This is a genomic window from Microbacterium sp. ABRD28 (assembly GCF_003850245.1).
Taxonomy (GTDB): domain Bacteria; phylum Actinomycetota; class Actinomycetes; order Actinomycetales; family Microbacteriaceae; genus Microbacterium.
Genome location: NZ_CP031015.1, coordinates 900,102 through 925,410 on the forward strand (window position 1 = coordinate 900,102; position 25,309 = coordinate 925,410).

At 71.2% G+C, this 25,309-nt stretch carries 22 protein-coding genes; 13 read left to right on the top strand and 9 right to left on the bottom strand.

Annotated features, from left to right (window positions below):
- Positions 1–4: 4 nt before the first annotated feature.
- Positions 5–1,225, top strand: coding sequence for a cation:proton antiporter (locus DT073_RS04525; RefSeq protein ID WP_205783024.1), 1,221 nt, complete (start codon positions 5–7; stop codon positions 1,223–1,225).
- Positions 1,222–1,713: a glutaminase gene (locus DT073_RS04530; RefSeq protein ID WP_124292308.1), complete on the top strand. Its 492-nt coding sequence runs from the start codon at positions 1,222–1,224 to the stop codon at positions 1,711–1,713. The genes DT073_RS04525 and DT073_RS04530 overlap by 4 nt, the downstream gene beginning before the upstream one ends.
- Positions 1,714–1,734: 21 nt before the next feature.
- Here DT073_RS04530 and DT073_RS04535 read toward each other — a convergent pair whose 3' ends face one another.
- Positions 1,735–2,481, bottom strand: a complete 747-nt coding sequence (locus tag DT073_RS04535; protein ID WP_124292309.1) for a glutamine amidotransferase-related protein — start codon at positions 2,479–2,481, stop codon at positions 1,735–1,737.
- Positions 2,482–2,559: 78 nt separating this feature from the next.
- Between DT073_RS04535 and DT073_RS04540 the strand changes: the two genes are divergently transcribed.
- From DT073_RS04540 to DT073_RS04555, 4 genes are read left to right on the top strand one after another with little or no spacing between them, the layout of a single operon-like run.
- Entirely contained in the window at positions 2,560–3,177 is a 618-nt protein-coding gene (locus DT073_RS04540; RefSeq protein WP_240638766.1) for an RNA polymerase sigma factor, read from the top strand.
- Positions 3,164–3,634, top strand: coding sequence for a hypothetical protein (locus DT073_RS04545; RefSeq protein ID WP_124292311.1), 471 nt, complete (start codon positions 3,164–3,166; stop codon positions 3,632–3,634). The genes DT073_RS04540 and DT073_RS04545 overlap by 14 nt, the downstream gene beginning before the upstream one ends.
- A 53-nt stretch (positions 3,635–3,687) precedes the next feature.
- A complete protein-coding gene (locus tag DT073_RS04550) occupies positions 3,688–5,343 on the top strand; it encodes a S8 family peptidase (protein ID WP_124292312.1) in 1,656 nt (551 codons plus the stop codon).
- 38 nt (positions 5,344–5,381) lie between these two features.
- The gene (locus DT073_RS04555; protein ID WP_240638767.1) at positions 5,382–7,829 is read left to right on the top strand and encodes a CHAT domain-containing protein; all 2,448 of its coding nucleotides are present in this window, start codon (positions 5,382–5,384) and stop codon (positions 7,827–7,829) included.
- Between the two features lie 193 nt (positions 7,830–8,022).
- On the opposite strand, the gene DT073_RS04560 is transcribed toward DT073_RS04555, so the two are convergent.
- The 5 genes from DT073_RS04560 to DT073_RS04580 form a co-directional block, all read right to left on the bottom strand.
- Positions 8,023–8,634: a LysR substrate-binding domain-containing protein gene (locus DT073_RS04560; RefSeq protein ID WP_124292313.1), complete on the bottom strand. Its 612-nt coding sequence runs from the start codon at positions 8,632–8,634 to the stop codon at positions 8,023–8,025.
- 45 nt (positions 8,635–8,679) lie between these two features.
- Positions 8,680–9,087: a transferase gene (locus DT073_RS04565; RefSeq protein ID WP_124292314.1), complete on the bottom strand. Its 408-nt coding sequence runs from the start codon at positions 9,085–9,087 to the stop codon at positions 8,680–8,682.
- Between the two features lie 152 nt (positions 9,088–9,239).
- Positions 9,240–10,013, bottom strand: coding sequence for a DNA-formamidopyrimidine glycosylase family protein (locus DT073_RS04570; RefSeq protein ID WP_124292315.1), 774 nt, complete (start codon positions 10,011–10,013; stop codon positions 9,240–9,242).
- Complete coding sequence (locus DT073_RS04575) at positions 10,006–14,757, bottom strand: ATP-dependent helicase (protein ID WP_124292316.1); 4,752 nt, start codon at positions 14,755–14,757, stop codon at positions 10,006–10,008. Before DT073_RS04575 ends, DT073_RS04570 begins: the two co-directional genes overlap by 8 nt.
- Positions 14,758–14,846: 89 nt before the next feature.
- The gene (locus DT073_RS04580; protein WP_124292317.1) at positions 14,847–16,442 is read right to left on the bottom strand and encodes an ABC-F family ATP-binding cassette domain-containing protein; all 1,596 of its coding nucleotides are present in this window, start codon (positions 16,440–16,442) and stop codon (positions 14,847–14,849) included.
- 1,029 nt (positions 16,443–17,471) lie between these two features.
- Here DT073_RS04580 and DT073_RS04585 point away from each other — a divergent pair.
- Positions 17,472–17,816, top strand: coding sequence for a hypothetical protein (locus DT073_RS04585; RefSeq protein ID WP_124292318.1), 345 nt, complete (start codon positions 17,472–17,474; stop codon positions 17,814–17,816).
- A gap of 21 nt (positions 17,817–17,837) precedes the next feature.
- Here DT073_RS04585 and DT073_RS04590 read toward each other — a convergent pair whose 3' ends face one another.
- The gene (locus DT073_RS04590) at positions 17,838–18,527 is read right to left on the bottom strand and encodes an alpha/beta hydrolase (protein WP_124292319.1); all 690 of its coding nucleotides are present in this window, start codon (positions 18,525–18,527) and stop codon (positions 17,838–17,840) included.
- 87 nt (positions 18,528–18,614) lie between these two features.
- Between DT073_RS04590 and DT073_RS04595 the strand changes: the two genes are divergently transcribed.
- Together DT073_RS04595 and DT073_RS04600 are read left to right on the top strand one after the other, a co-directional pair.
- Positions 18,615–19,238 (top strand): NUDIX hydrolase family protein, encoded by a 624-nt coding sequence (locus tag DT073_RS04595; protein ID WP_124292320.1) that lies wholly within the window; start codon positions 18,615–18,617, stop codon positions 19,236–19,238.
- Between the two features lie 9 nt (positions 19,239–19,247).
- A complete protein-coding gene (locus DT073_RS04600; protein ID WP_124292321.1) occupies positions 19,248–20,084 on the top strand; it encodes an AlbA family DNA-binding domain-containing protein in 837 nt (278 codons plus the stop codon).
- 37 nt (positions 20,085–20,121) lie between these two features.
- Here the strand turns inward: DT073_RS04600 and DT073_RS04605 are convergent, their stop codons facing one another.
- Positions 20,122–20,793 (bottom strand): Type 1 glutamine amidotransferase-like domain-containing protein, encoded by a 672-nt coding sequence (locus tag DT073_RS04605; protein ID WP_124292322.1) that lies wholly within the window; start codon positions 20,791–20,793, stop codon positions 20,122–20,124.
- A 184-nt stretch (positions 20,794–20,977) separates the two neighbouring features.
- Here DT073_RS04605 and DT073_RS04610 point away from each other — a divergent pair, with 184 nt between their 5' ends.
- The 4 genes from DT073_RS04610 (at position 20,978) to DT073_RS04625 (ending at position 23,718) form a co-directional block, all read left to right on the top strand.
- Positions 20,978–22,006, top strand: coding sequence for a TerC family protein (locus tag DT073_RS04610; RefSeq protein ID WP_124292323.1), 1,029 nt, complete (start codon positions 20,978–20,980; stop codon positions 22,004–22,006).
- Positions 22,003–22,416, top strand: coding sequence for a hypothetical protein (locus DT073_RS04615; protein ID WP_124292324.1), 414 nt, complete (start codon positions 22,003–22,005; stop codon positions 22,414–22,416). Before DT073_RS04610 ends, DT073_RS04615 begins: the two co-directional genes overlap by 4 nt.
- A 66-nt stretch (positions 22,417–22,482) precedes the next feature.
- Positions 22,483–22,782: a helix-turn-helix transcriptional regulator gene (locus DT073_RS04620; protein ID WP_124292325.1), complete on the top strand. Its 300-nt coding sequence runs from the start codon at positions 22,483–22,485 to the stop codon at positions 22,780–22,782.
- A 9-nt stretch (positions 22,783–22,791) separates the two neighbouring features.
- Positions 22,792–23,718, top strand: a complete 927-nt coding sequence (locus DT073_RS04625; protein WP_124292326.1) for a nuclease-related domain-containing protein — start codon at positions 22,792–22,794, stop codon at positions 23,716–23,718.
- A gap of 46 nt (positions 23,719–23,764) precedes the next feature.
- Here DT073_RS04625 and DT073_RS04630 read toward each other — a convergent pair whose 3' ends face one another.
- Positions 23,765–25,282 (bottom strand): D-alanyl-D-alanine carboxypeptidase family protein, encoded by a 1,518-nt coding sequence (locus DT073_RS04630; RefSeq protein ID WP_124292327.1) that lies wholly within the window; start codon positions 25,280–25,282, stop codon positions 23,765–23,767.
- Positions 25,283–25,309: the final 27 nt, after the last annotated feature.

Sequence of the window (25,309 nt, forward strand, 5' to 3'; positions counted from 1 at the left end):
CGACGTGAACGGGTTGGACATCGCCGCCGTGGTGATCGCGCTGGTCGCCGTCGCGGCGCCGCTGCTGGTCCGCGGCCTCAGCCGCTGGGTCGCCGTGCCCATCGTGGTGTTCGAGCTCCTCCTCGGGATCCTCGTCGGGCCGCAGGTTCTCGGCTGGGTCGGCGAGTCGGCGTTCATCGACTTCCTCAGCGAGTTCGGGCTCGTCGCGCTGTTCTTCATCGCCGGCTCCGAGATCGAAGCAAGCGCACTGAGAGGGCGGAGCGGCCGCTTCGCGTGGTTGGGCTGGGCGATCAGCATCGCCGTCGGCGTGGGGATCGGCTTCGTCCTCTCCCCGGGCGAGGCCGGCGTCATCATCGGCATCGCGCTGGCCTCCACGGCGCTCGGCGCCCTGGTGCCGATCCTCCGCGACAGCGGCGACCTGCCCACCCCGTTCGGCCGCTCGGTCATGGCGGTCGGCACTGTCGGCGAGTTCGGTCCGCTCATCGCGATCACCCTGTTCCTCGGCGGACGCGACATCGGCACGGCGACCGTGGTCCTCCTGGTCTTCCTCGTCGTCGCGGCCGGTGCGATGGTGCTCGCGTACCGGATGCCGCAGGGCCCGCTCTACACGGTCGTCACCGCCACCCTCCACACCTCGGGCCAGTTCGCCATCCGGGTGATGTTCCTCATCATCGCCGCGCTGGTGGTGCTGAGCGTCATCCTCGGTGTCGACGTGCTGCTGGGCGCCTTCGCGGCCGGGGTGATCTGGCGCCTCCTCATGCGAGGGGCGGGCGAGAAGCAGCGCAAAGACGTCGAGACCAAGGTCGAGGCGGTGGCGTTCGGCTTCCTCATCCCGGTGTTCTTCATCGACACCGGCATCGAGTTCGATCTGGCGAGCTTCATCGCCGAACCCCTGCTGATCCTGGCCGTCCCCGTCGCCCTCATCGGGCTGCTGGTCGTGCGGGGGCTGCCCTCGATGCTGGCTGCGCCGCCGGGATCGAGTGCGCGCGACCGCGTGGCGACGATGTTCATGGGTGCGACCGCTCTGCCCATCATCGTCGCGGTGACGACGATCGGCGTCGACGAGCAGGTGCTCGACGGGTCCACGGCGGCGGTGCTGGTCGGGGCCGGGATGCTCTCGGTCCTCCTCTTCCCGCTCCTCGCCGCGATCACGCGCGGGAAGCGCGCGAGATCCGCAGGCGACAGTCTCGAGTGGGATTCCGCCCCGATGGCCGATCCCGCGTGAGCTCCCTCGACGATCTGCTCGCCGCCGCCCGTACGCGGCTGGCCGACGCGCCGCGTGAGGGGCTCGGGGAGCTGCTCCCCCCTCGGCGCCTGCTGGGCATCCCGCGCGCTCCCCGGATCGTCCGGCGGGGCGCCGCGTGGCATCTCGGAACACTCCTGCTCACCGACGACGAGCTGCTGGCGACGGGTGACATCCTGCGTGCGCGCGCCGAAGTGCGGCGCGGGTTCACCGCCGAGTCGCAGCGGCAGCGGGCGGCGCTGGCCGCGGCGGCTCGACGGGGCGGGTTCGCCGAGGGCGAGACCGTCCACGTCGGATGGCAGCGCCTGGACCTCGACGCGATCGGCCGCGGCGTCGCATCCGGCCCGGTGAAGATGGTCGACGACGAACCATGCGTCCGGTGGAGCGCGACCGGCGGCTATGTCCCGCTCGCGGGATATCTCGACGAACGGGTCGGACTGCTCATCGATCCCCCCGGAGGGGCGACCTGAGCGCTCCTGCCGGAGCAGGTGTCAGGCCGGTGCGCCGAAGCGCGCACCGAACGCGGCGAGCAGGCGAGCCGGTTCGCTGACCGGCGTGGCGAGCACCCGCTCGGCGATGACGTCGTAGTCGCGCGCGTCGTAGTAGCCGTCATTGCGGTAGACCTGCATGCGCTCGGTGAAGGCCCTCGGGGTCAGCTCGGGGTGGAACTGCGTGGTGTAGAGCCGATCGCCGACGCGGTAGGCCTGCACCGGGCAGGCCTCGTTCGTGGCGAGGTGCACCGCGCCCGTCGGCAGGGCGGCGGTGCCCTCCTTGTGGCCGGTCAGAGCCGAGAACGTCGACGCGAGCGAGGCGAAGAGCGGGTCGTCCTGCGCGGCGGGCGTCAGCGACACGTCCGTGGGGCCGGCATCCTCGGGGAATCCGCGGCTGACCTGGCCGCCGAGGAGGCGGGTGACCACGCTGATGCCGTAGCACGTGAACATCGCCGCGAGGCTGTCGCCCCCGGCCGCGGCAGCGGCGACCCGCTCGAGGTCGCGCTCGACGCGGCGCTGCACCTCGGTCTTCGACGACTCCGGGTCGACGACGTTGAAGGGGCTGCCGCCGATCACCACGGCGCGGTAGGTCTCGAGCGCGTCATCCGGCAGAGGAGAGCGAACCAGATCGTGGCGATGCATCCGCTCGGTGCCGACACCCATCGCCTCACGGAAAGACGTGTATTCGGCCTCTGCCGCAGCTTCCTGGGGCCGCGCGCAGAGATAGAGCAGATCGGCGGAGGTCACCCGTGAAGTTTAGGTCGGCCGAGGATGTATCACACGCCCGGGTGGTGCCTCTGTTCGGGTGTGGCCACAATGGGCGCTATGACGCATGCTGACGCGGATGCCGGGGTCGACCCTGCCCGCCCCCTGCGTTGGGAGCTCGCCGCCACCCTGTTCCAGCGGTGGCGAGACGGTGACCGCAGCGCGATGGACGATCTCGTCCGACTGATGACCCCGACCCTGTGGCACGTGGTCCGGGCGTACGGCATCGACGCGGCGCTCGCCCAGGACGTCGTGCAGACGACGTGGCTGACCCTGGTGCGTCGGCACGAATCGATCGTCGAGCCCCTCGCCGTCTCGGGCTGGCTCACCACCACCGCCCGCCGCGAGGCGTGGCGGGTCGGTCGCCAGCAGCGCCGTGCCGACCCCACCGAGGTCGACGACCTGGAACCGCATCTGCCGACCCAGGAGTCGGCCGAGCGGACGGCGCTTCGCGACGATGCGTCGCGGCGTCTCTGGGTCGCGGTGGCCCGACTCAACGAACGCTGCCAACGCCTGCTGCGCGTGGTCGCCTTCGACGAACGACCCGATTACGCCCGCATCGCGACAGATCTCGCGATGCCGATCGGCTCCATCGGTCCGACGAGGCAGCGGTGTCTCGGCAAACTGCGGGCGATCCTCGCAGAGGAAGGAGAGGACGGCAGAGATGACGACGGATGACTCCGCCGATGCCCGTCTGTTCGCACGGCTTCGCGCGGTGTGGGAGGAGGTCGACCCGATGCCCGCGAGCCTGGTCGATCGGATGGTCGCCGCCGTGGCGGTCGAAGACCTCTCCCGCGAATACGCGCTCCTGACGCTCGTCGAGGGCACGCTCTCGGCGACACGCGGCGACGCCGATACGGCCACGCTGCAGTTCAGCGACGGCCGCACGAACGTGCTGCTGCACCTCTCCGTCGCCGACGACGGCCGTCGCCGGGTGGACGGCTGGGTCGATGCGGCCCCGGTGTCGATCCGGCTCGTGCAGCAGGCTCGCGAGTGGACGACGGATGCCGGCGAACACGGCCGGTTCGCCTTCATCGACATTCCGCCGGGCCTGACCCGCCTCCGACTGTCGCTTCCCGGCGTGCAGGGGGAGACCGACCCCCGCGAGTTCCAGACCCCGCAGTTCGAAATCTGATCCTGCCGCGCCCGCGGGCGCGGCCTCGCCCATGATCGAGGAGACGCTTCACCATGGTCCGACCCGACGGAACACCTGATTGGCGCGATCGCGTCGACGCCGCCCGCCCCCGCGGGGTGCCCCTGGATCCCACCAGCGAACGCGTCGAGGGGGTGCGGCCCTACCCGACCGCATACGACCCCGACCATCTCCTCCTCACCGACGATGAGCTGCTGGACGAGATCCTGTCGATCCTCCGCGGCGCGGCCGGCGACTTCGGATGGGGTGTGCGCCTGGAGACGGTCAGGGGTGAGCGCCTCACCGACGAAGCGGCGCGGGAGCGCGCGGGCGCCGCGCGGCGCGAGCTCGGTCTTCCTCTTGTGCTCGTCGCGCGGATCTTCCCCGACCCGCAGCCTGATCGCGACGACGAACCGGTTCCCCCCATCGACGCGTGGCGGCTGCTGCAGCGGGCGCGCGGCCGTTCGGGGAAAGGACTGCCGGGGGTGGGGCTCGACCACATCATCTCCATCGACCCGTACGGGTCGACCAATCCGTACGGGTCGACGAACCCCTACGGGTCGACGAACCCCTACGGTTCGACGAACCCCTACGGTTCGACCAACCCCTACGGGTCGACCAACCCCTATGGGTCGACCAACGCACCCGGACCCGGTTCCTACGCCTACCCCGGTTCCGGTGGTCGCGAGGTGGTGTCGTACATCGGAGACCCGCCTCGCCGCGACGACGAATCGATCACGGGGCGGCGCCCCGTGGTCGCCTTCATGGACACCGGATGCGGGCGGCACGCCTGGCTGCCCGACAGCATCGTCGATCGTCATCTGCACAACGGTGGTGAGCCGGTCGGCGTCGTGGGGGCGGCCACCGACCCGGAGGAGATCGGCGACGTGTCAGGCCCCTTCGACGGCTTCCTCGACCAGGCCGCGGGACACGGCACCTTCGTCGCCGGGGTGGTCCGGCAGATCGCGCCTGACGCCGATCTCATCTCCATCCGCGTCGCCGACAGCCAGGGGACCCTCTTGGAGGGTGAGTTCCTCGAGGCCGTGCGGACGGTGGCGGAACTGGTGATCCGCTACGCCCGCGGTGAGGGTGGTCGGCCGATCGACGTGCTGAACCTCTCCCTGAGCTACTACCACGAGACGCCCGAGGACGGTCAGTTCGACCAGACGCTGGTGACCTACCTGGTGGCGGCGCGCCGCCACGGCTGCGCGGTCGTCTGCTCCGCCGGCAACGACGCCACCGACCGCCCCGCGTTCCCCGCGGCACTGTGGCAGTGGCCGGATGCCGACTTCACGGTCGAGGACCCCGATGACGCCGCACCGCACCTGTCGGTCGGAGCGCTCAACCCCAACGGCAAGAGCGTCGCCCTTTTCAGCAACGTCGGCGACTGGGTCCGCGTGTACGCCCCGGGGGTCGCCGTCGTCAGCTCGGCGCCACCGCTGAACGGGGGCATCCAGGCCGGCACCCGAAACGACCGCTACGGCCTTCGACGCGAGACGATCGACCCCGATGACTTCACCGGGGGCTTCGTGATCTGGAGCGGCACCTCCTTCGCCGCCCCGCATATCGCGGGCGCCCTTGCCGAGATGGTCGGGGTGGGGCTCATGGACGGCTCGCTCGATGACAAGCCCGAACCGCGGGTGAAGGCTCTCCGCAAGGCCGGTGCGAAGCTCGAGAAGCAGTGGAAGGGCACGACGCGGGCACCCGCTTGAGATCCCCGGTGGCGAACCTGTCTGCGCGAAGATGAAGGGTGGCCACGAGAAGCGCCGACGATCTGCACCGACTCGCCGTCGAGTTGTGCATCTCCGGACGATACGCGCGCGCGCTCCGCGTGCTTGCGCAGGCCTCCGGCCGCACCGCTGATCCCGACCTCCTCGCGCGCATCGAGGGGACCCGGGCTCTGGCGTTGCAGCGCACCGGGGCGCCCGCCGACGCCGAGCAGGTGCTGCGAGGAGCCCTTTCCGCACGCGGACTGACGACGCACACCCGCGCCATCCTTCGCGGGCAGCTCGGGGCGCTGGCGATGTACGGCGGACGGCTCGACGAGGCCGAGCGCCTGTTCGGCGAGGCGATCCAAGCCCTGGACGAGGTCGACCCTCTCGCCTCCGCCCGGGTGCGGATGAACCGGAGCCTGGGACGGATGCAGCTGCGCGATCTCGAGGGGGCCGCGGCGGACGCCGAGTGGGCTGCCGCGCGCTTCGCCGCCTCGGGCCTCGCGACCGACGAAGCGCACGCCCGGCACAACCTCGGCTACATCGCCCTCCTCTCGGGTGACCTGGTCACGGCGCTGGAGGCGATGCTCACGGCTCGCCCCGCGGCGGCGACGACCCCCGTCGCGGGCGCGGTGGGCGACATGGACCGAGCCGAGGTGCTGCGAGAAGCGGGGCAGACAACCGAGGCCGAGCGCCTGCTCGAGCGCGTCGCGGCCGTCTTCGGCGCCCACCGGATGCCGCAGTCGCGGGCGGAGGCGGAGTTCCAGCTGGCGCGATCGCTCCTCACTCACGACCCCGAGCGTGCGCGAAAGGTCGCGCTCGCGGCATCCCGCAGATTCCAGCGCCTCGGGAACGAGGCCTGGGCGCACCGGGCGGAGGCGATCCGCCTGCGTGCCCAGCTGCACACGTCACGCCCTGGGTCGAGGCCGGAGCTCGCCGAGCGGGTGGAGGAGACCGCGGCCGGTCTCGGGCGGGCGGGGTTCCGCGGCGAGGCGACCGCGCTGCGTCTGACCGCCGGCGCGGCCGACCCCTCGCTCGACGCGCGTCGCGTGCGCATCGGTGAGGATGCCCCCCTGGAGGTGCGCCTGATCGCCCACGAAGTGAGGGCCGCGCGCGCCCGGCGACGGGAGCGGTACGCCGACGTGCGACGGCATGCGGCGCGGGGGATCGACACCCTGGCATCGTGGACGGCGACCTTCGGGAGCCTGGATCTGCAGACCTCGGCGGCGATGCACGGTGCGCGGCTCATGTACGCCGGCCTCGACGCGGCGCTGCGCTCGCAGGACCCGGAGGTGGTGTTCGCGTGGACCGAGCGCGCCCGGCACCTCAGCCATCAGTCGACTCCGCTGCGCCCGCCCCCTGACCCGCAGCTGGCTGCCGAGCTCGCGGAGATGAGGACGATCCGCGCGGAGCGGCCGGGGATCGACTGGCTCGACGATCCGCGCGCGGCCGAGCTGCGGGAACGCGCGCGCCGACGGCAGTGGGCGGGAACCCGTGCCGGCGAGGCGTCGGAGCGCGCGACGCTGCAGACCCTGCGCGAGGTCCTGGGCGCCGATACCGCGGTGTTGAGCTTCCTGTACACCGGGGCCGAGCTCGCCGTCCTGGTGACGGACAGTGAGCAGGACAGCCTCATCCGGCTCGGTGACCCCGACCGGGTCAGCCGGCTGCTGCCGGGACTGCGTGCGGATCTCGACATGGCGGCCGCGGTGCGGTCGGGCCCGATGGTCGCCGTCGTTCAGGCCGCGCTGCAGACCCGGTTGGCCGAGATCGGCGCCGACATCCTCGATCCCGCGCTGGCACGCACCGATCGCCGGCGACTCGTGCTCACCGTCCCCGGCATCCTCAGTGGTGTGCCGTGGGGGATGCTTCCGTCGATGGCAGGACGGGTGTTCACGGCGGCGACGTCGGCGACGCGCTGGGTGCGCGCGATGTCCGAGACGCCCGTGGTGGGAGGTTCGACCGGGTTCGTCGTCGGGCCGGGCGTGCCGCGTGGCGAGGAGGAAGTCGCCAGGGCGGGGGCTGCCTGGCCGTCGTCGGCGACGCTGCTCGCCGACGACGCGACGGTGCGCGCGGCGGCCGGGCTGGCCGCGTCGTCGGGCATCCTCCACATCGCCGCGCACGGCCGCCACACCGCTGACAATCCGCTGTTCTCGGGTTTGGAACTCACCGACGGCGTGCTCTTCGGATACGACATCGACCTCATCCCCGAGGTTCCCCGCGTCGTGGTGCTGTCGGCGTGCGAGGTCGGGCGGTCCTCGGTGCGGTGGGGGGAGGAGGCGCTGGGCATGGCCCGCATCTGGCTGCACGGCGGAGCGGAGTCGGTGATCGCCGCACCTGTCCGGGTGGCCGACGACGACGCATGCGAACTGCTGGCGGTGATGCATGAAGGCCTCGCCGCGGGCGAGGCCCCGGCTGAGGCGCTTGCTGCGGCCGCGCGACGGACGGGAATTCGGGCACCGTTCCAGGTGCACGGCCGCGGCTTCTGAAAAAACTTGCACGCGGCGTGTATCAGGGGACCGACGTGCCGCTCCGACACTGTGAAGCGGCAGTGAGTGCGGTCGGCCGAAGCCCGACCGGGGGGCACTCGAGGATCTGCCGGGGGGCGCGCTCCCGCGGGGCGTGATGATCCGTGTCGCTTCCGGGGGTGTCGCGGGAGTTTCGGTCCGCGGCACCCCTGTATCACGTGCGCGAAGAACGGGCGCTGCGGCCGCGAACGATGCCGATGAAGGTCTGGATGTGGGCCTCGATCTCCCCGTCGGGAGGATCGATCGGCCACGCGAGACCGACGGATGACACGGGGCCGTCGCTCAGCGGACGGAACGTCGCATCTCGACGATGGTGCAACCGCGCCAATGACATCGGGACGATGACGATCCCGGCACCGCTTGCTGCGGTGGCGATGGCCTCTGCGGTGTCGAGCGAGCCACCGAAGGTCGCTGCTGTCGTGCCCGCCACCTCGACACCGAGCACATCGTCCGACGGAGTGAAGACGGTCTCTCCGGCCAGATCGCCGGAGCTCAACTCGTCGGCAACGGTCAGGTGGGAGTCGGTGGACATCACGACGACGGGCTCTTCGTCGTAGAGAGGGATGAGATGCAACCCCGCCTTGTCGATCGGCTGCCGTACGAGAGCCGCGTGGACCTCCCCCGCAACGAGACGACGACGCTGATCTGACACCGAGATCGGCACGAGCTCGAGCGCGACCCGCGGCATCCGCTCCCGCCAGATCCCGATCCACTTCCCGGGGGTGGCTCCGGGAACTGCACCGAGAAGGAAGGGCCGCGCCGTCATGCGTTCAGGCTAGCGGCGGCAGCCGGAGCTGCGCGGCGGATGAGATCAGGCGGCCAGTCGGAAACCGCGGCGGTCGGTCGCCACCCGCTCACCGTCGGCGATCGTCTCGTCGTCGCGAATGAGGGAGTTCACCGCGACCCGGGCGTTCGCACCGATGTTCGTGCGGACGCCGATGCGTGCGCCGCCGCCGATGACCGCGCCGGGTCCGACGTGAGCGTGGGGAGCGATGTGGACCTCGGGGCCGATCATGGCCTCCGCCTCGATCCACGCGCCGCGCCCGATTCGGGCACCGGCGGCGATCTGGGCACCCGGTTCGACGTAGGCGCCGGCCTCGACGATGGCGGTCGGGTGCACTTTCGCGCCGTGGGCGATCAGTCCGCGCCCGTTGACGTGCTTGCGGTAGCGGAGCGTCTCACCCTGGTCGTTCTCGATGTCGACGTAGTTCTTACCCACGATCTCCTCCTTCAGCGCGGTTGTTGCGCCGAGTACAGATACAACCGATGCCTGCACAGATACATTCCCTCGCATCAGCCTTCTTGGATGCAGGGGCTTGCAAAGTCTTCGTCGCGGAGGTAGGCAGCGGATGGGTGGACGGGCTCGACAGATCAGGTCTGACAGACCGGGCACCAGAAGATGATGCGCTCCCGCGTCGGATCGGCCCCGAGTTCTCCGCCGATGATCTGCGTGCCGCATCGTCGGCAGGGCCGTCCCTCACGGCGATAGACCCAGGTGCTCTGACCGGGGCGCGAGTCGCCGGTGAACGTCCGACCCGAGCGATCGCGGTTGGCCCGGATCATCCGTGCCCCGACATCGAGCAGTGCCGCCGCGTCGACCTCGGGTGCGGGGGTGGTGGGACGGATGCCGCGGACGAAGAGGATCTCGTTGGCGTACTCGTTGCCGAACCCCGCGACGTTGCGCTGCTCCAGCAGGGCGACATGGATCTCGCGGGGGTCTGCGGAGACCCGTCGTGCCGCCTCGGCCGGGTCCCAGTCCTTCGACAGGGGATCGGGGCCGAGGTGATCGACGAGCTCGCCTTCGCGTTCGGTCGGGACGACGGCGATGTCCGCCAGGTCGAATCCGACGGTGTCCCATTCGGTCGTGCCGACGATCGCACGGACCTTGTACCCGGGCTTGCGCCACCTCCCGCCGCGGCGATAGACGTGCCACTCGCCCTCCATCTTCAGATGGCTGTGCAAAGTCCAGGAGCCGATGCGGTGCAGGATGTGCTTGCCCCGCGGAACCACCGCGTGCACGGTCTCACCGGACAGGTCGACCGTCGCCACCTGCGGAACCCGCAGATCGAAGCGCGCCACCGGGTGACCGGCGAGTGCCTCGTGGAGCCGCCGCGCCGCACGGAACACGGTGTCGCCCTCAGGCACGGCGCCCCGGTCCTCCCGCACCGGCTGCGGCCGCGGTGGCGCGGCGCAGTGTCAGACCGCGCGGGCTCTCGACGAAACCGGCCTCGCGCAGGGCGCCTCCCACGGGCGTGCCGAGAACGAACGAGCCGTTGACCTGTTCGATCGTCACCGTGTCGAGCCGGCGCGCGGCGATCGTCGCGGCCAGGTCGCGCGCTGCCGACTGCAGTGAGGCGACATCATCGGTGAAGGCGAGGGTCGATTTGCCCCCGCGCTCGACGTACAGCACCAGACGACCGTCGACGAGGACGACGAGGCCGCCGGCTTTCCGGCCGGGGCGGTGGGAGACGCCCTCGACCCGAGGCCAGCCAAGAGCGGCGCCGTAGGGGTTGGCGGGGTCGGTCGCAGCGAGGGTGACGGCGGCCCGTGGCGGCGGGTCGGCCAGAGCGGCGAAGTGGCGCAGGCGATCGACCGTGCTCGACGCGGCGAACTGGGCGGCGCCGAGCTTCTCGATCACGTACCCGCGTCGGCAGTGACCGGCCTCCTCGAAGCCCGCGAGCACCCGGTAGGCCTGAGCGAAGCCGCCCGGCATCCCCTCGGATTGGACGGAGCCGCGCGTCACCACCCCGTAGCGGTCGAGCAGCAGGCTCGCCGCCGCCGTCGCCCGCAGCGCGGGGTCGGGCTCGACCGCGGGAAGGAGCGCCCAGCGCCCGCCGATCGCCGGCGGGCGCGGCGGTGCCGACGGGGTGACACGGGGCAGGGCCGCGCCGCGATACATCCGCGCGCGCGGCGCACGCCGGCTGACGCGGTGGGCCTGCGAGCCACCGGCGAGAAGGGTGCGAATGGGCGCGAAGGTGTCGTTGGTGACGCGACCGGTCCACGTCAGCGCCCAGAGGGCATCGATCACGGACTGCTCGTTCTCGGCGTCGGCCAGTGAGCGCAACTGAGCCGCGAAGTAGGCGCCGCCGGCCTCGAGCACCTCGATGATGCGCGCTTCGAGCGAACCCTCGGTGAGCTCGTCCTCGGTCGGTGCGAGCGTGAGCGGCACGGAGTCGGCCGGATGCAGGGCGATCCAGCCGTCGCGCCCGGGAAGCGACCCGTGTCCGGACCAGACCACCTCGCCGCTGGTGGTCAGCTCATCCAGGAGGGCCGGGGTGTAGTCGCTGACCCGCGAGGGGAGGATGAGCGACTCCCATGCGCTGGCCGGGACGGGAACCCCCGCCAGCTGCTCGACGACGGCGGCGACGCCGTCGATGCCTTCGAGGGGCCGGGTGACATGCTGCCATTCGGGCAGGAATCGCGCGAAAGCGTCGGGGGGAACGGGCTCGACGCTGCCACGGATGGCGGCGAGCGAGCGCATCCGCAGGCGGCGCAGCACCTCGCTGTCGCACCACTCGGCCTCCTCGGCGCGACCGGTCCGGTCGTCGCCCACGGGAAGGAAGAACCCGCTCGAGAGGCGCCCCTGCGCTTCGAGGCGCTGCAGGGTGAGGCGGGCGACGGCGGTGCCGATGCCCAGGCGGGTGGCGACGTCATCGGTTCGGAACGGGCCGTGGGTGCGCGCGTAGCGCGCGACGAGGTCGCCGAGCGGATCGGCCAACGGCTCGAGGAACGCCACCGGGATGCCCACGGGCAGGGCCACGCCGAGAGCGTCGCGGAGACGGCCGGCGTCTTCGATGCCGGCGACGCGGGGCACACCGCCGATCGTGACGGGGATCGCGCGTCGCGACTCGACGAGGGCGTCGAGCAGTGCCTGGGCGGTCTTCCGCTCGGGTGCGGCGGATGCCGCCCCTTCGTCCGGCTGAAGGCGCGCGGTCACGTCGTCTGCGTCGAGCGGCCCGAGCAGTCGCAGCAGATCGGCGACCCCTTCGATCCCCTTCACTCGGCGTTCCGGGTCGAGCCGTTGCACTTCGCGTTCGAATTGCGTGATGACGTCGGGATCGAGCAGCTCCCGCATCTCGACCTTGCCGAGCAGTTCGCCCAGAAGCGCGGGGTCGACCGACAGGGCGGCAGCGCGACGCTCGGCGAGCGGCGAGTCGCCCTCGTACATGAACGCTCCGACATATCCGAACAGCAGGTCGCGAGCGAAGGGGGACGGCTGGCTGGTGGTCGTCTCGATCAGCCGGATGCGACGGTCGGCGATGCTCGCAGCGATGCGCAGCAGCGCCGGCAGGTCGTACACGTCCTGCAGCACTTCGCGGAGTGTCTCGAGGATGATCGGGAAGGTCGGGTAGCGCCGCGCGACCTCGAGCAGCTGGGCGGCACGTTGACGCTGCTGCCACAGCGGGCTCCGCCGGTTGGGGTTCGTCCGCGGCATGAGGAGGGCGCGGGCGGCGCATTCGCGGAACCGGGAGGCGAACAGCGCCGACCCGCCGACCTCGTCGGTGACGATCTGCTCGAGCTCGTCGGGTTCGAACACGAACAGCTCCGCGCCGGGCGGCTCGGCCGTGGCATCCGGCACCCGGGCGATGATGCCGTCGTCGCTGGCGACGGCCGCGCCTTCGACGCCGAGGCGCTCGCGGATCCGGGCGTTCACCGCGAGCGCCCAGGGCGCGTGCACCTGCATGCCGAACGGGGAATGAAGGATGACACGCCAGTCGCCGACCTCGTCGCGGGAGCGCTCGACCGTCAGCGTGCGGTCTGTCGGGAGGGATCCGGTCGCCTCGCGCTGCTCGGCGAGGTAGGTGAGGAGGTTCTGCTGCGCGTGGGGGTCGAGCCCCGCGGCGTCGAGGCGCTGCGCCGCCTTCTCGGGCCCCGCCGAGGTCACTTCTCGGGAGAACTTCCCGAGGGCTTCGCCGAGTTCGGCGGGGCGACCGATCCCGTCACCGTGCCAGAAGGGAAGCTTGCCCGGCTGGCCGAAGGCCGGCACGACGTTCACCCGATCGTGCGTGATCTCCACGATTCGCCAGCTGGTCGTGCCGAGCGTGAACACGTCGTTGACGCGGGATTCGTAGACCATCTCCTCGTCGAGCTCGCCGACGCGGGCGTTGCTGCTCTCGCCGGCGACGAACACCCCGAACAGCCCCCGGTCGGGGATCGTCCCCCCACTCGTCACGGCGATCCGCTGGGAGCCGGGACGACCGGTGAGGGTGCCGTGGTCGCGATCCCACACGAGCCTCGGCCGAAGCTCGGCGAACTCGTCCGACGGGAAGCGCCCGGCCAGCAGGTCGAGTGTGGCCTCATAGGCGGAGCGGGGGAGGGTGCGGAAGGGGGCGCTGCGTTTGACCGTCTCGAACCAGCCCTCCACGTCGATCGGTCCGAGGGCGCATGCGGCGACGGTCTGCTGGGCGAGGATGTCGAGGGGATTCTGCGGGACGGCGATCGCCTCGATCTGTCCGGCGAGCATCCGCTCGGTGACGATCGCCGTGTGCAGCACATCGCCGCGGTGCTTGGGGAACAGGGCGGCGCGGCTGACCTCGCCCACCTGGTGGCCCGCACGCCCGATGCGCTGCAGCCCCGATGCGGCCGACGGCGGAGCTTCGACCTGGATGACGAGATCGACCGCGCCCATGTCGATACCGAGCTCGAGGCTCGACGTCGCCACGACGCAGCGGAGCACGCCCGACTTCAGCTCCTCCTCGACCTGGGCGCGCTGCTCCTTCGACACCGAGCCGTGGTGGGCCTTCGCGAGAACGGCGGGCGCGCCGGCCGACGACCCGGCCTGGGCCATCATCGCCGCCGGGACCGTCGGATCGGGGACCTCGGCGCCGATGCGCTCGGCGTAGATCTCGTTCAGCCGACCGGTCAATCGCTCGGCGAGACGTCGAGAGTTGGAGAACACGATCGTCGATCGGTGGGCGAGGATGCGGTCGACGATCGCCTCCTCGACGTGCGGCCACAGCGACCCGGTCCGCTCCTCCGGAGCGGAGTCCGGTGCGTACCAATCGCCGGAGGCGTCGCCGCCGTCCACCGGTTCGGGGGGTGCTCCCGGCGGCGGTGGCGGATTGAGCATGTCTTCGACGGGCACCACCACGCGCAGGTCGAACGCCTTGGCCGATCGTGGTGCGACGATCTCGACCGGTTGCGACCCTCCGAGGAACCGGGCGACCTCGTCGATCGGACGGACCGTGGCCGAAAGGCCGATGCGCTGCGCCGGCGCCGCGCCCGCATCGTGCGACTGACGCAACGCGTCGAGGCGTTCGAGGCTCACCGCCAGGTGCGCGCCGCGCTTGGTGGCGGCCACCGCGTGCACCTCGTCGATGATGACCGTGTGCACCTCGCGGAGAGTCTCACCGGCCTGGCTGGTGAGCATGAGGTACAGCGACTCGGGCGTCGTGATCAGGATGTCGGGGGGATCGGTGACGAGCTTGCGGCGGTCGCTCGATGAGGTGTCACCCGACCGCACACCGACGGTGACGTTCGGCACAGGCTGGCCCAGGCGCCGGCCCGATTGGCCGATGCCGACCAGCGGAGAGCGGAGGTTGCGCTCGACGTCGACCCCCAGGGCCTTCAACGGCGAGATGTAGAGCACCCGGGTGTGGGCAGGCGGAGTCGCCCGGGCGCCGCGGCGGCGACGGGGAGCATCGTCGGAGGTCGTCGCCGGGGCATCCTTCTCCCGGAAGATGCGGTCGATGGCCCACAGGAACGCCGACAGCGTCTTGCCCGAGCCGGTCGGTGCCACCACGAGTGCGTGCTTGCCGTGGGAGATCGCATCCCATGCCCCGGCCTGCGCCGCGGTCGGTTCGGCGAAGGCGCCACGGAACCAGTCCTGGGTCGCAGGACCGAAGCGGCCGAGCACCTCAGGTGCCGCCACCGTCGAGGCGTCGCTCATCCCTCCATCTTCCCGCGCACCTCCGACATCGGGGCGGGCTTGACCGGACCCCTCCTCATTCCCCGTCCTGCGGGTTCTCTCCGCTGAGGTCAGAGCTCTTCCAGCGCACCGTCCCGCAGCTCGAGCACGAGGTCCACGCCGAGCCGGCCGAGGAACGCGTCGTCGTGGCTGACGACCAGTACCGCCCCCCGATACGACGAGAGTGCTGCGACGAGCTGGTCGACGGTGTCGAGATCGAGGTTGTTCGTCGGTTCGTCGAGCACCAGAAGGTGAGGTGCCGGGTCGGCCAGGAGGAGGCGGGCCAGCGCCACCCGGAATCGCTCCCCGCCTGACAGCGCCGACACCGGGCGGTCGACCGCCGCGCCGCGGATGAGGAATCGGGCGAGCCGGTTGCGCAGTTCCACCGTGCCGGTGTGCGGCGCGGCGGCGGCGATGTTCGCGAGCACGGAATCCTGATCGTTCAGCCCGTCGACCCGCTGCGGGAGGTAGCCGATCCGGTCGGTGTGAGGTTCGATCAGGATGTCGCCGACGGAACCGCCCCCGCCGACGAGCCGTTCCAGCAGGGTGGTCTTCCCCGCCCCGTTGGGGCCGACGAGGGCCACCCGTTCTGGGCCCTGGATGATCCACGCGCGCTGATCGCCGGCGATGGTGGCGATGCGGCGTCCCGCCGCGACCCCCGGGTCGGGCAGGTCGATGCGCACCGCGTCGTCGTCACGGATCCGACGCTCGGCGAGGTCGAGGGCTGCACGGGCGGCCTGCTCGCGGTCTGCCATCTCGCTGCGGTACTTGCCCGCAGACACCTGGGCGGCCCGCTTCAACCCGCCCGCGACGATCTTCGGAACGCGCTTCTCGCGCTCTGCCTTGCGTCCCATCGCCAGGCGGTGCGAGATCTTCGTCTCGGCTTCGATGCGGTCGCGGCGCTCTCGGCGGTAGTGCTGAGCGGCGGCGCGCTCGGCCTGGCGCGCCGCGTCTTGTTCCGCATCGAGCCAGGCTCGCCACTGCGAGTAGGGCCCGCCGAACACCGACAGCGTGTGGTCGTACAGCTCGGCGGTGTCGTCCATGCGCTCGAGCAGGGAGATGTCGTGGCTGACGACGATGAGCGTTCCCTGCCACTGGTCGACCAGGTCGTAGAGGCGGTGGCGCGCATCGCGATCGAGGTTGTTCGTCGGTTCGTCGAGCAGGGTGATGGCCGCCCCGCCCGCGCGGAGGCCCGCGATCGCGGCGAGCACGGCCTCGCCGCCCGAGAGCTCTCCCACGCGGCGGTCGAGCATGTCGGGCTGGAGGCCCGCCTCCGCGAGGGCGGCGTGACAGCGCGCCTCGATGTCCCAGTCGTCGCCGACGGCGTCGAAGTGCCGCAGGGCGACATCGCCGGCCTCGATCGCGCGGACCGCGCGCAGGGCCGGGCCGGCGCCCAACAGGTCGGCGACGGGGATATCGACGTCGAGCGTCAGCCGCTGCGCGAGGGTCGCCACATCACCGGTGCGCTGGATGCGCCCCGCAGTCGGGATGAGATCGCCGGCGACGAGGCGGAGGAGAGTGGTCTTGCCCGTGCCGTTTCGGCCGACGAGGCCCGTGCTGCCCGCGGGAAAGGAGCCCGAGACGTCGCGGAGCGCGACCGTCCCGTCGGGCCAGTGGAAAGAGACGTCGTCGAGGACGACGGAGGGGTGAACGGATGACTGCGGCACGAGGCCTCCCGGGTGTCTGAGGGATGCGCAGACACCGGGCGCCGAAATGCGGCAGAGAAGACCTGACGGATGCGGCGGGTCGACGGTGTTAGCGCGTGAACGCGGAGCCGTCGGATACCTTCACCGGATTTCCTCACGTCGGGGACAGGACCTGAACACTGTAGCGGGTCATCCCGGGCGGCGCGCAAGGGTGACGCGGCCTCGACCCGTCGAGAAACGCTGCCCGTGGGCCGTGCGGGCCGCGCTTTCTGACGGCTCGCGGGGTGAGTCGCGCTTCGGGCGCGCCGGCGCGTAGCCGACCCGTCGAGAAACGTCGCCCTCGCGCCGTGCGAGCCGCACTCTCTGGCCGGTCGCGGGGCGAGCGGCGCTTCGCGCGCAAGGGTGACGCGGCCTCGACCCGTCGAGAAACGCTGCCCGTGGGCCGTGCGGGCCGCGCTTTCTGACGGCTCGCGGGGTGAGTCGCGCTTCGCGCGCGCCGGCGCGTAGCCGACCCGTCGAAAAACGTCGCCCTCGCGCCGAGCGAGCCGCACTTTCTGGCGGGTCGCGGGGCGAGCGGCGCTTCGCGCGCAAGGGTGAAGCGGCCTTGACCCGTCGAGAAACGCTGCCCGTGGGCCGTGCGGGCCCCACTTTCTGACGGGTCGCGGGGTGAGTCGCGCTTCGCGAGCGCCGGCGCGTAGCCGACCCGTCGAAAAACGTCGCCCTCGCGCCGAGCGAGCCGCACTCTTTGACGGGTCGCGACGGGATGCGCCGCTTCGCGCGGTAAAGGCCGGGTCGCGCGGAGCGCGCGGCAGCGCGCGCTGTGGGCCCCACGGCCCGACGGCCCGACGGCCCGACGGCCCGGCGATTCGGCCACCCGTCAAGAAGTGCTGCCTTGGCGATGCGCGAGCCGCATATTGTGACGGGTCGCGTGCCGCGCGCCATCGACCCGGCGACCCGATCGCGCGCCCCTCGCACTCTCCGCCGAGGGGCGGAGCGGAATCCGCCCGGCGAGGGACGCGCACAGCAGACGCCGCGCATAGCGTGAGGCCCATGGTCGAAGACGAAGGCGCCGACGGGGATCGCCCCGATCGGCGGGCAGGGGGATGGATCGGCGGGATCGCCATCGGAGTCGCCGTGGGCGTGGCCATCGGTCTGGCGCTCGGCAACGTCGGCGTGGGCATGGCGATCGGCGCGGGAATCGGAATGGTGCTCGCCCTGGCGTTCGGCGCGGCCCGGTCGCCGTCGAGGCGTCGCCCCGATCGCTCGGGTGGAGGGGAGGCCGCCGGAGCTACGGGGGCTGCGACCTGGGATGATCGGCACTCCACCGACGGCGGCTTCGACGGAGGCGCGGGCGCCGGCGGCGACGGGGATGGCGGGGGCGGCGGAGGCGACTGACGCCGACCCTCTCGGCCCGACCTACCCGGCCCCGGCCTCGGTCTCCGTCATCGCGGCGAGGCGCTTGTCGAGGAAGACCTGCACATCGCGCAGCTCGTCCTCCGAGACACTGTGGGTGAGCCCCGGGTACAGCCTCCCGCTGAGGTCGACATGCTCGGGGAGCCAGCTCGTGGTGTGGTCCACCAGAGCCGCGGGGATGACGTCGTCGCGGGAGCCGCGACCCCAGAACACCGGCGGACGCCGGGCGGCGAGGGCGGCGTCGCCGGGAAGCGCACCCGGCGTGACGTAGCCCGACAGGTTCACCGCGAAGGCGAACCGCTCGTGGTCCAGGCGCAGCGCCTGCAGGGCGACGGCGGCGCCCTGCGAGAATCCCAGGAGGCCGACGCTCGTCGCCGGCGCGGACGCGGCATCCAGCCAGTGCAGGAATGCCTGCGCAGCCGACGTGACGGCCCCCGGATCGCGGCTCTGCAGACCCTCGATGGGGTACCAGGAGTATCCGGGTGAGGGCCACGGCGGGGTCAGCGGCGCCCGCACCGCGGCGACGACGAAGTCGGACGGGAGGAAGGGGACCAGCCCGAAGAGGTCGCGCTCATCGGCGCCGTAGCCGTGCAGCAGCACCAGCAGCGGACGCCCGGTGCGGTCATCGGGATCCGCCGACCACAGCACCAGGTCGTCATCGAGGGCGAGGGTGGGAGCGGGCTCGTCGGACATGCCGACATCCTTCCAGAGGTCGCCGACAGCTCCGCCCCGGCGTCCCTGCTCCTCGGTGATCGCGACACCTCGGGGTATACATGACCTATGCCGGTGCGCACCCCTGATCCCGACCCGAGCGAGAACGACGACGCCCGCAGCGCTCGCCGCGATCCGCTCGACGGGCTCGGCGGCGGTTCGACGGGCTCGTCGGCCAACCCCGGATGGCTGAGCGACATCGAGCTGGCCGAGGCCCGCCGGCGCCTCCCGATGCTCTACGTCGAGGCCATTCCCGTCCGCACCGACGGCATGGGGCAGGTGATCCAGGTCGGCATCCTGCTGCGCGCGACCCCTGTCGGCGAGATCACCCGCTCGATCGTGTCGGGGCGGGTGCGGTACGGCGAAACGGTTCGCGACGCGCTGTTCCGCCACCTCGAGAACGACCTCGGGCCGATGGCTTTCCCGCTGCTGCCACCGCAGCCGGTGCCGTTCACCGTCGCCGAGTACTTTCCCCTCCCCGGCGTCAGCGCCTTCCACGACGACCGGCAGCACGCGGTGTCACTGGCGTTCGTCGTTCCGGTCACCGGCACGTGCGAGCCGCGTCAGGACGCCCTCGAAGTCACCTGGCTCTCGCCCGACGAGGCGTCGTCCGATGCTGTCGCGGCCGAGATGGAGGGGGGCCGGGGAACCCTCATCCGCCTCGCGCTGGCGAGCGTGGGCGCGCTGCGCTGAGAGGGACGGATGCCGCAGAGCCCCCTCCTGGTCGACTTCGCCGTCGCGCTGCCGATCTCCGTCGGCATCGCCTATCTGCTCGCCCGGCTGATCCTGGCGATCTTCGGTCGCCGGTTGTCCCTGAGCGTCACGGCGATGACACTGATCTCACTCCTCGGGTTCAGTGTCGGCATCTTCCTGGCGGGCATGTTCCTCTACGGCCAACGACTCTGGATGCCCACGACCCTCCTCCTCACCTTCGGAACGAGCCTCGGTCTGTCGTTCCTCGTCGCGTCGATCGTGGCCCTCACGCAGCGCGGGGTGGGCGACGCTGACATCTCGGCGCTGCTGCGGGCGGGAGAGTCGGAGCGCGCGGAGTTCAAGGAGACGGCGCGCTGGAACGTGCGGGAGAGTAAGAAGGATGCCCGGATGGAGCTCGCGATCGCGAAGACGATCGCCGCGTTCCTCAACAGCCGCGGCGGCGTGCTCGTCATCGGCGCGAACGATGCCGGTCAGGCGGTGGGACTCGACCGCGACCTCGCGACCCTGCGGACGCCCGATCACGACCGATTCGAGCTGTGGCTGCGCGACATGCTCTCCACGGCGCTCGGTCGGAACGCGGCGGCGCTGCCGCGCATCCGGTTCGTCAGCGTCGCTCCCGGCGACGCGGTCGTCTGCGCCGTGGAGTGTCCGCCGTCGCCGAAGCCGGTGTTCCTCGCAGGAAGTGGGGGTGGTGCGACGACAGAGCTCTGGATCCGGGTGGGCAACTCCACCCGGGCGCTGCCGGTCGATGAGGCCCTGGAGTACGTGCAGCGGCACTGGCGCCCGACGCTCGCGTCGGTCTTGACGGGGCGCCCCGCCGGCTGAGCCGCGCGCGGATCCTCCCCGCGCGCAGGACGCGGCGTCACTCGCGAAGGACGGTCCAGCTGCCCTCCGACACGATTCGTCCCTCGCCGCCGGTCACGGCGATCGCAGTGTCGTCGTCGATCGCGAAGGCACGGTGGCCGATGTCGGCTGCCCACTCGTGGGCACGTTCGAGGGTGTTCGACTCCCAACCCGGGTAATCCAGGTGGGGGAAGATCGAGAAGTCCACCAGGCCCAGCGTCTCGTCGCCTTCGTCGGGTCGCCACTCGACGAAGCGCGACCCGATGCGCGGGGTCAGCACCATGCTCCCCGCGCTGACGCCGACCCACACCGTATCGGTCAAGGACGGAAGGATGTCGGCGAGCCCGGACTCCCGCAGCCAGTGTGTGAGGAAGACCGCCTCACCGCCGTCGACGAGCAACGCGTCCGCCTCTCTGACCCAGGGCACCCACCGATCGCGGTCGATGCTCGGGAGTGCGGTGAGTTCCAGCATCCCGAGCGAGCGCCAGCCGAGCCCCGTGAGCGCCGATTCGCCGGGGGAGCGAGCGGCGACGGTTCGCCTCGCGGTCTGCGGCGAGCACAGGGGATGACCCCACTGGGCGGTCGGGATGACGAGCGCATCCGATTCTTCGATGGGCTTGCCGAGCATCTCGACCAGAGCGGTGCGGATCGTGGGGTTCGTCACGCCGCCGGATGTCAGGAGGAGCCTCACGATCGCACCCTACGCTCCGTCTTCCCGCCGCACGAGCTTGCCCCTGAAGCATGAAGTGTGCTTCACTGTTTCTCGAAGGGGAGTAATCCTCGCGACGCATCGACAGTACGGTCACCCGACGTGACCCGGTGCGTGGGGCGATGAACGCCGATGAGACCTTCACGACATTCGTGGAGGTTTTCTCATGTCCGTCCCGCTCTGGGCCTGGTTCGTCGTCCTCGGCGTGATCGTCGCCATGCTCGTGGTCGATCTCGTCGCCCACCGCAAAGCCCACGTGATCGGCATCCGCGAAGCAGCGGCCTGGTCGATCGTCTGGGTGCTGTCCGGCATCACCTTCGGCATCGTCGTCTGGAACTCGTGGGGTGCGGAGTTCGGTCAGCAGTACTTCGCCGGATATGTGATCGAGAAATCCCTCGCCGTCGACAACGTCTTCGTCTGGGCGATCATCTTCGCCGCCTTCGCCGTCCCGCGCGAGTACCAGCACCGGGTGCTCTTCCTCGGTGTTCTCGGAGCTCTAGTGTTCCGGGGGATCTTCATCGCCGCCGGCGCTGCGCTCATCGAGAACTTCTCGTGGATCCTCTACGTCTTCGCCGCGTTCCTCATCCTCACCGGCATCCAGATGATCCGCACCCGCAACGAGCACGTCCACCCGGAGAAGTCGCGGACGCTGAAGCTCTTCCGCCGCTTCGTGCCGATGACCGACGCCTACCACGGGCAGCGCTTCCTGATCCGCAAAGCCGGCGTGCTGGTCGCCACACCTCTTCTTGCGGTGCTCGTGCTGGTCGAGGTGACCGACATCATCTTCGCTGTCGACTCCATCCCGGCGATCTTCGCGGTCACCAGTGAACCCTTCCTCGTCTTCACCGCCAACGCGTTCGCGATCCTGGGCCTTCGGGCGATGTACTTCCTTCTCGCCGACCTCATCCACCGCTTCCGCTACCTCAAGATCGGGCTCGCGTTCGTGCTGGTCTGGGTCGGCGTGAAGATGGCCCTCCTCGACGTCGTGAAGATCCCGACCCTCGTCTCGCTCGCGGTGGTCGCGCTCATCATCGCCGTCGCCATCACCGCTTCCCTCATCGCCACCCGCGGTCAGGGGCGCCGGGAGATCGAGGTGGAGTCGGCGGGAGCCTTCCGTCTCGCGACCGAGGAGGAGATGGCCGAGCTCGAGCCGGTCTTCCGCTCGCGTCGCGCCATGGCCGGGAGCCGGCGGTGAGCGAGACCACCCGAACGCGTCGGCCCCGCGCGGCTCTCCTCATCGCCCTCCCGGCCTTCGGGCTCGTCGCTCTGCTGATGCTCCCCTTCGTCAGCGCACCGTCGAGCAGATGTGGCAATCCGTTCGGGTGCGGCAGCGTGCGAAACGCCGGGGAGTCAGACCTCACCGTTGTCGCTTTCCTGGCCGACGGCACGGAGCGTGCCACCTACGCCATCGCACCGGATTCCCGCGATCTGCTGCTCGGAGTCACGAACGAGATCCTGGTGCCCGAGGCGTCCTGCCTCACGGTCCACGGCGGACCTTTCTGGTCGGACCGGACGGTGGTGCAGACCGCCGGCGACCCGGCGCGAGTGCCGATCGATCACTGGGGCGCGCGGGTCGACCTGCAGGGCGGCGCCTGCGCCGGCTGACGAGGGATCGATCGACGACGGCGGCCCGGGTTGGCATCCCGTCACCCGGGCCGTCACAATCGTGTGATGGCGAGCGGCGGAGCGTGGACATTCCTCACCCACCACGCGCACGTCCTCGTCGCCGTCGCCGACAACAACGACGTCACCCTCGCCGAGATCGCCCGCATCGTGGGGATCTCCGAGCGGTCAGCGGTGACGATCCTCAACGACCTCGTCGCCGAGGGCTACGTCGAACGCGAGCGTCGCGGGCGTCGCAACCACTACACGGTGCGTTCGAGACGACCCCTGCGGCATCCTTCGAATGCCGGTCATACGATCGGCGACCTGATCGGCGCTCTCAGCCGAGTCTCGATCAGCAGCGCATAGCCTGAAACGGTGTTCGACAGTCCGTTGTCCGCCTCGGCCTACGAGGTGCTGCAGGTCGACCCCGCCGCCGATGACGAGACGCTGCGCCGCGCCTACCGCCTGCGGCTGCGGCAGACCCACCCCGACACCGGGGGCGATGCGGCGGTGTTCGTCCAGGTGCAGCGCGCCTGGGAACTCGTCGGCACCGCCGAGGCCCGCGCCGCCTACGACCGCGGGCACGGCTTCGGCGCCGAACCGGCACCGGAATGGTCGGGATGGCGCCCGCCGGCGCCCCGCGCCGACACGCGTCCCCGCGCCCGGTCGTACGGGCACCCGGGGGGATGGCGTCGCGAGCGATACCTGACCCTGGTCCGCGAGTGGGTCGGACGTGGTGTCACCGTGGACGATCCCTACGACCCGGCGCTCGTCCGCTCCGCGCCCCACCACCTGCGCCGGCTGCTGGCCGACGCCCTCGCCGAGGAGGAGACCGCCCGCACCGTCGCCGACCTCGGCATGGGCTACACCGTGTGGCACGACGTCGCCGCCTCCGGTCGCGATGGCGACCCCGACGTCAAGCTCGACCACATCGTGCTGGGCCCGAGCGGGCTGTTCGGGATCCTCTCCGAGGACTTCGGGGGACCGGTCGGGGTCCGCCGAGGCGAGATCGTCGGCGACGGCATCCCCGAGGGATCCGTCGCGGGATTGCTGTCGCGGATGCGGGTGGTCTCCCGCGCCGCGAGGGTGAAGTTCACCGGGGCCGTCGTGGTGCTCCCCGACGAGGACGTCACCGAGATGATCCAGGAGCTCGGCAAGGTCAAGGGCGTCCCCGTGGCGCTCGTCTCGCGAAGTGCCCTGGCCACGGTGCTGCGTCGAGGGCTGCCCGGCGCGCGCGCCATCGGCGGCACGGAACTGTTCGAGATCCGCACACGGCTCCAGCACACGGCACAGTTCGTCTAGGCCGATTCGCCTGGGACGATGCCCCGGAGCCGCGACGCCGCCGCGCTCAGCCGGTCAGGCCGAACAGCTCCAGCGGGTGGGTGAGTCGCCACCAGAACGACGGATCCTCGACGTCCTGCGCGAGCTCGAGCCCGACCACGCTGTCATCGAGCGCACCGGTCGCGGTGAGCGCGCCGACGGTTTCGCCCTCGGCGCGCGCGTCGTCGAGGTCGAAGGTCGACTCCACGGTCGCCGATCCTCCGTTCCACGCGATCACCGTGGCATCCGCCGCCGTCACGACGGGAACGTCCTCGCCCCACGCGGTTCGCACATACCCGGCCGTCGTCCCGGCCGGTACCGCGACCGTCGGCTGCAGTTCGGCCTCGAGCTGCGTGTACAGGGCGCGGGATGCCGCGAGGCGCGCCTCGTCGTCGGGCTGACCCAGGACGGCGGCGTAGAGGGTGATCGGGGTCTCGGCGACGGTGATGTTCTTCGCCGACAGCAGACTCCAGCGATCGAGCGTGCCGGTCTTGATGCCGACCACTCCGGGGTCGGCGAGAAGTCCGTTGGTGTTGGTCACGAGCCCGGCGCCGGGAAGTTCGACGGCCTGCTTGGCGACGATCTCGGCGACGACCGGGTTCGCGAGGGCGCGCTGGGCGAGCGGGATGAGGGCGTCGGGGCTGGCGCTGTTGCGCTCGTCGATGCCGGTGGGTTCGACGATCGTGATCCCGTCGATCCCGTGTCGGTCGAGCCAGCTCGCCGCCGCGTTGGCGAAGACCGCGTCGGTGGGGTACAGGTACGACGCGAGGCGGTCGGCGTAGTTGTTCGCCGATCCGATGAGGATGCCCTCGAGCATCTGATACATCGAAAGAGTGCCTCCGACGGGAACGTCGAGGGCGGACTCGCCGCCGGCCAGGTAGTCCCAGTACTCGTCGCTGTCGCGACCGGTGAAGCGGAACTCCGGACCCGGCTCGCCGGGGCCGAGCTGGAGCTCGTCGAGGACGACGAGTGCGGTCACGACCTTGGTGATGCTCGCGATGGCGTCGCGGTCGGCGCTGGATGCCACCGGCCCTCCGATGCCCTCGACGGCGACCGCAGCGCTTCCCTCAGCGGGCCAGACCGGCGCCGCCGCGGGCGCCGCGGCGGGGAGCACCTGCACGGCTTCGACCTCGGGGGCTACGGCGTAGAGGGGCCAGAGCCCGGTGGTGGCGGCGTAGCCGCCGATGAGACCGAGGATCACCGCGGCGGGAAGCAGCACGCCCGGACGGAGGATCGAGCGGCGCGGAGCGCCGGCGAGCAGGTCGGGCCCCACCGGCACGTACGGCACGCCCCCGCCGGAGAGGTCGGTGAACCCTGGGGGGCGGGCGAGGATCGCGGACTCGTCGACCCAGGTGAGCGCGGTGGGATGCCGCGACGCGGCGACGATCGACGGCTCGGCAAAGCTCGATCTCGTCGGTGACGGGGCGGCATCGCCCTCGGGTGCGGTCAGCACTCCGGCATGAGACGGCGACTCCGCAGCATCGGACTCCCCCTGGTGCCGGCGCAAGGCGCGACGCGTGAGGGGGTGCCGGTCGTCCTCCGCCATTCGCCTACGCTACAACGCCGACGGCGA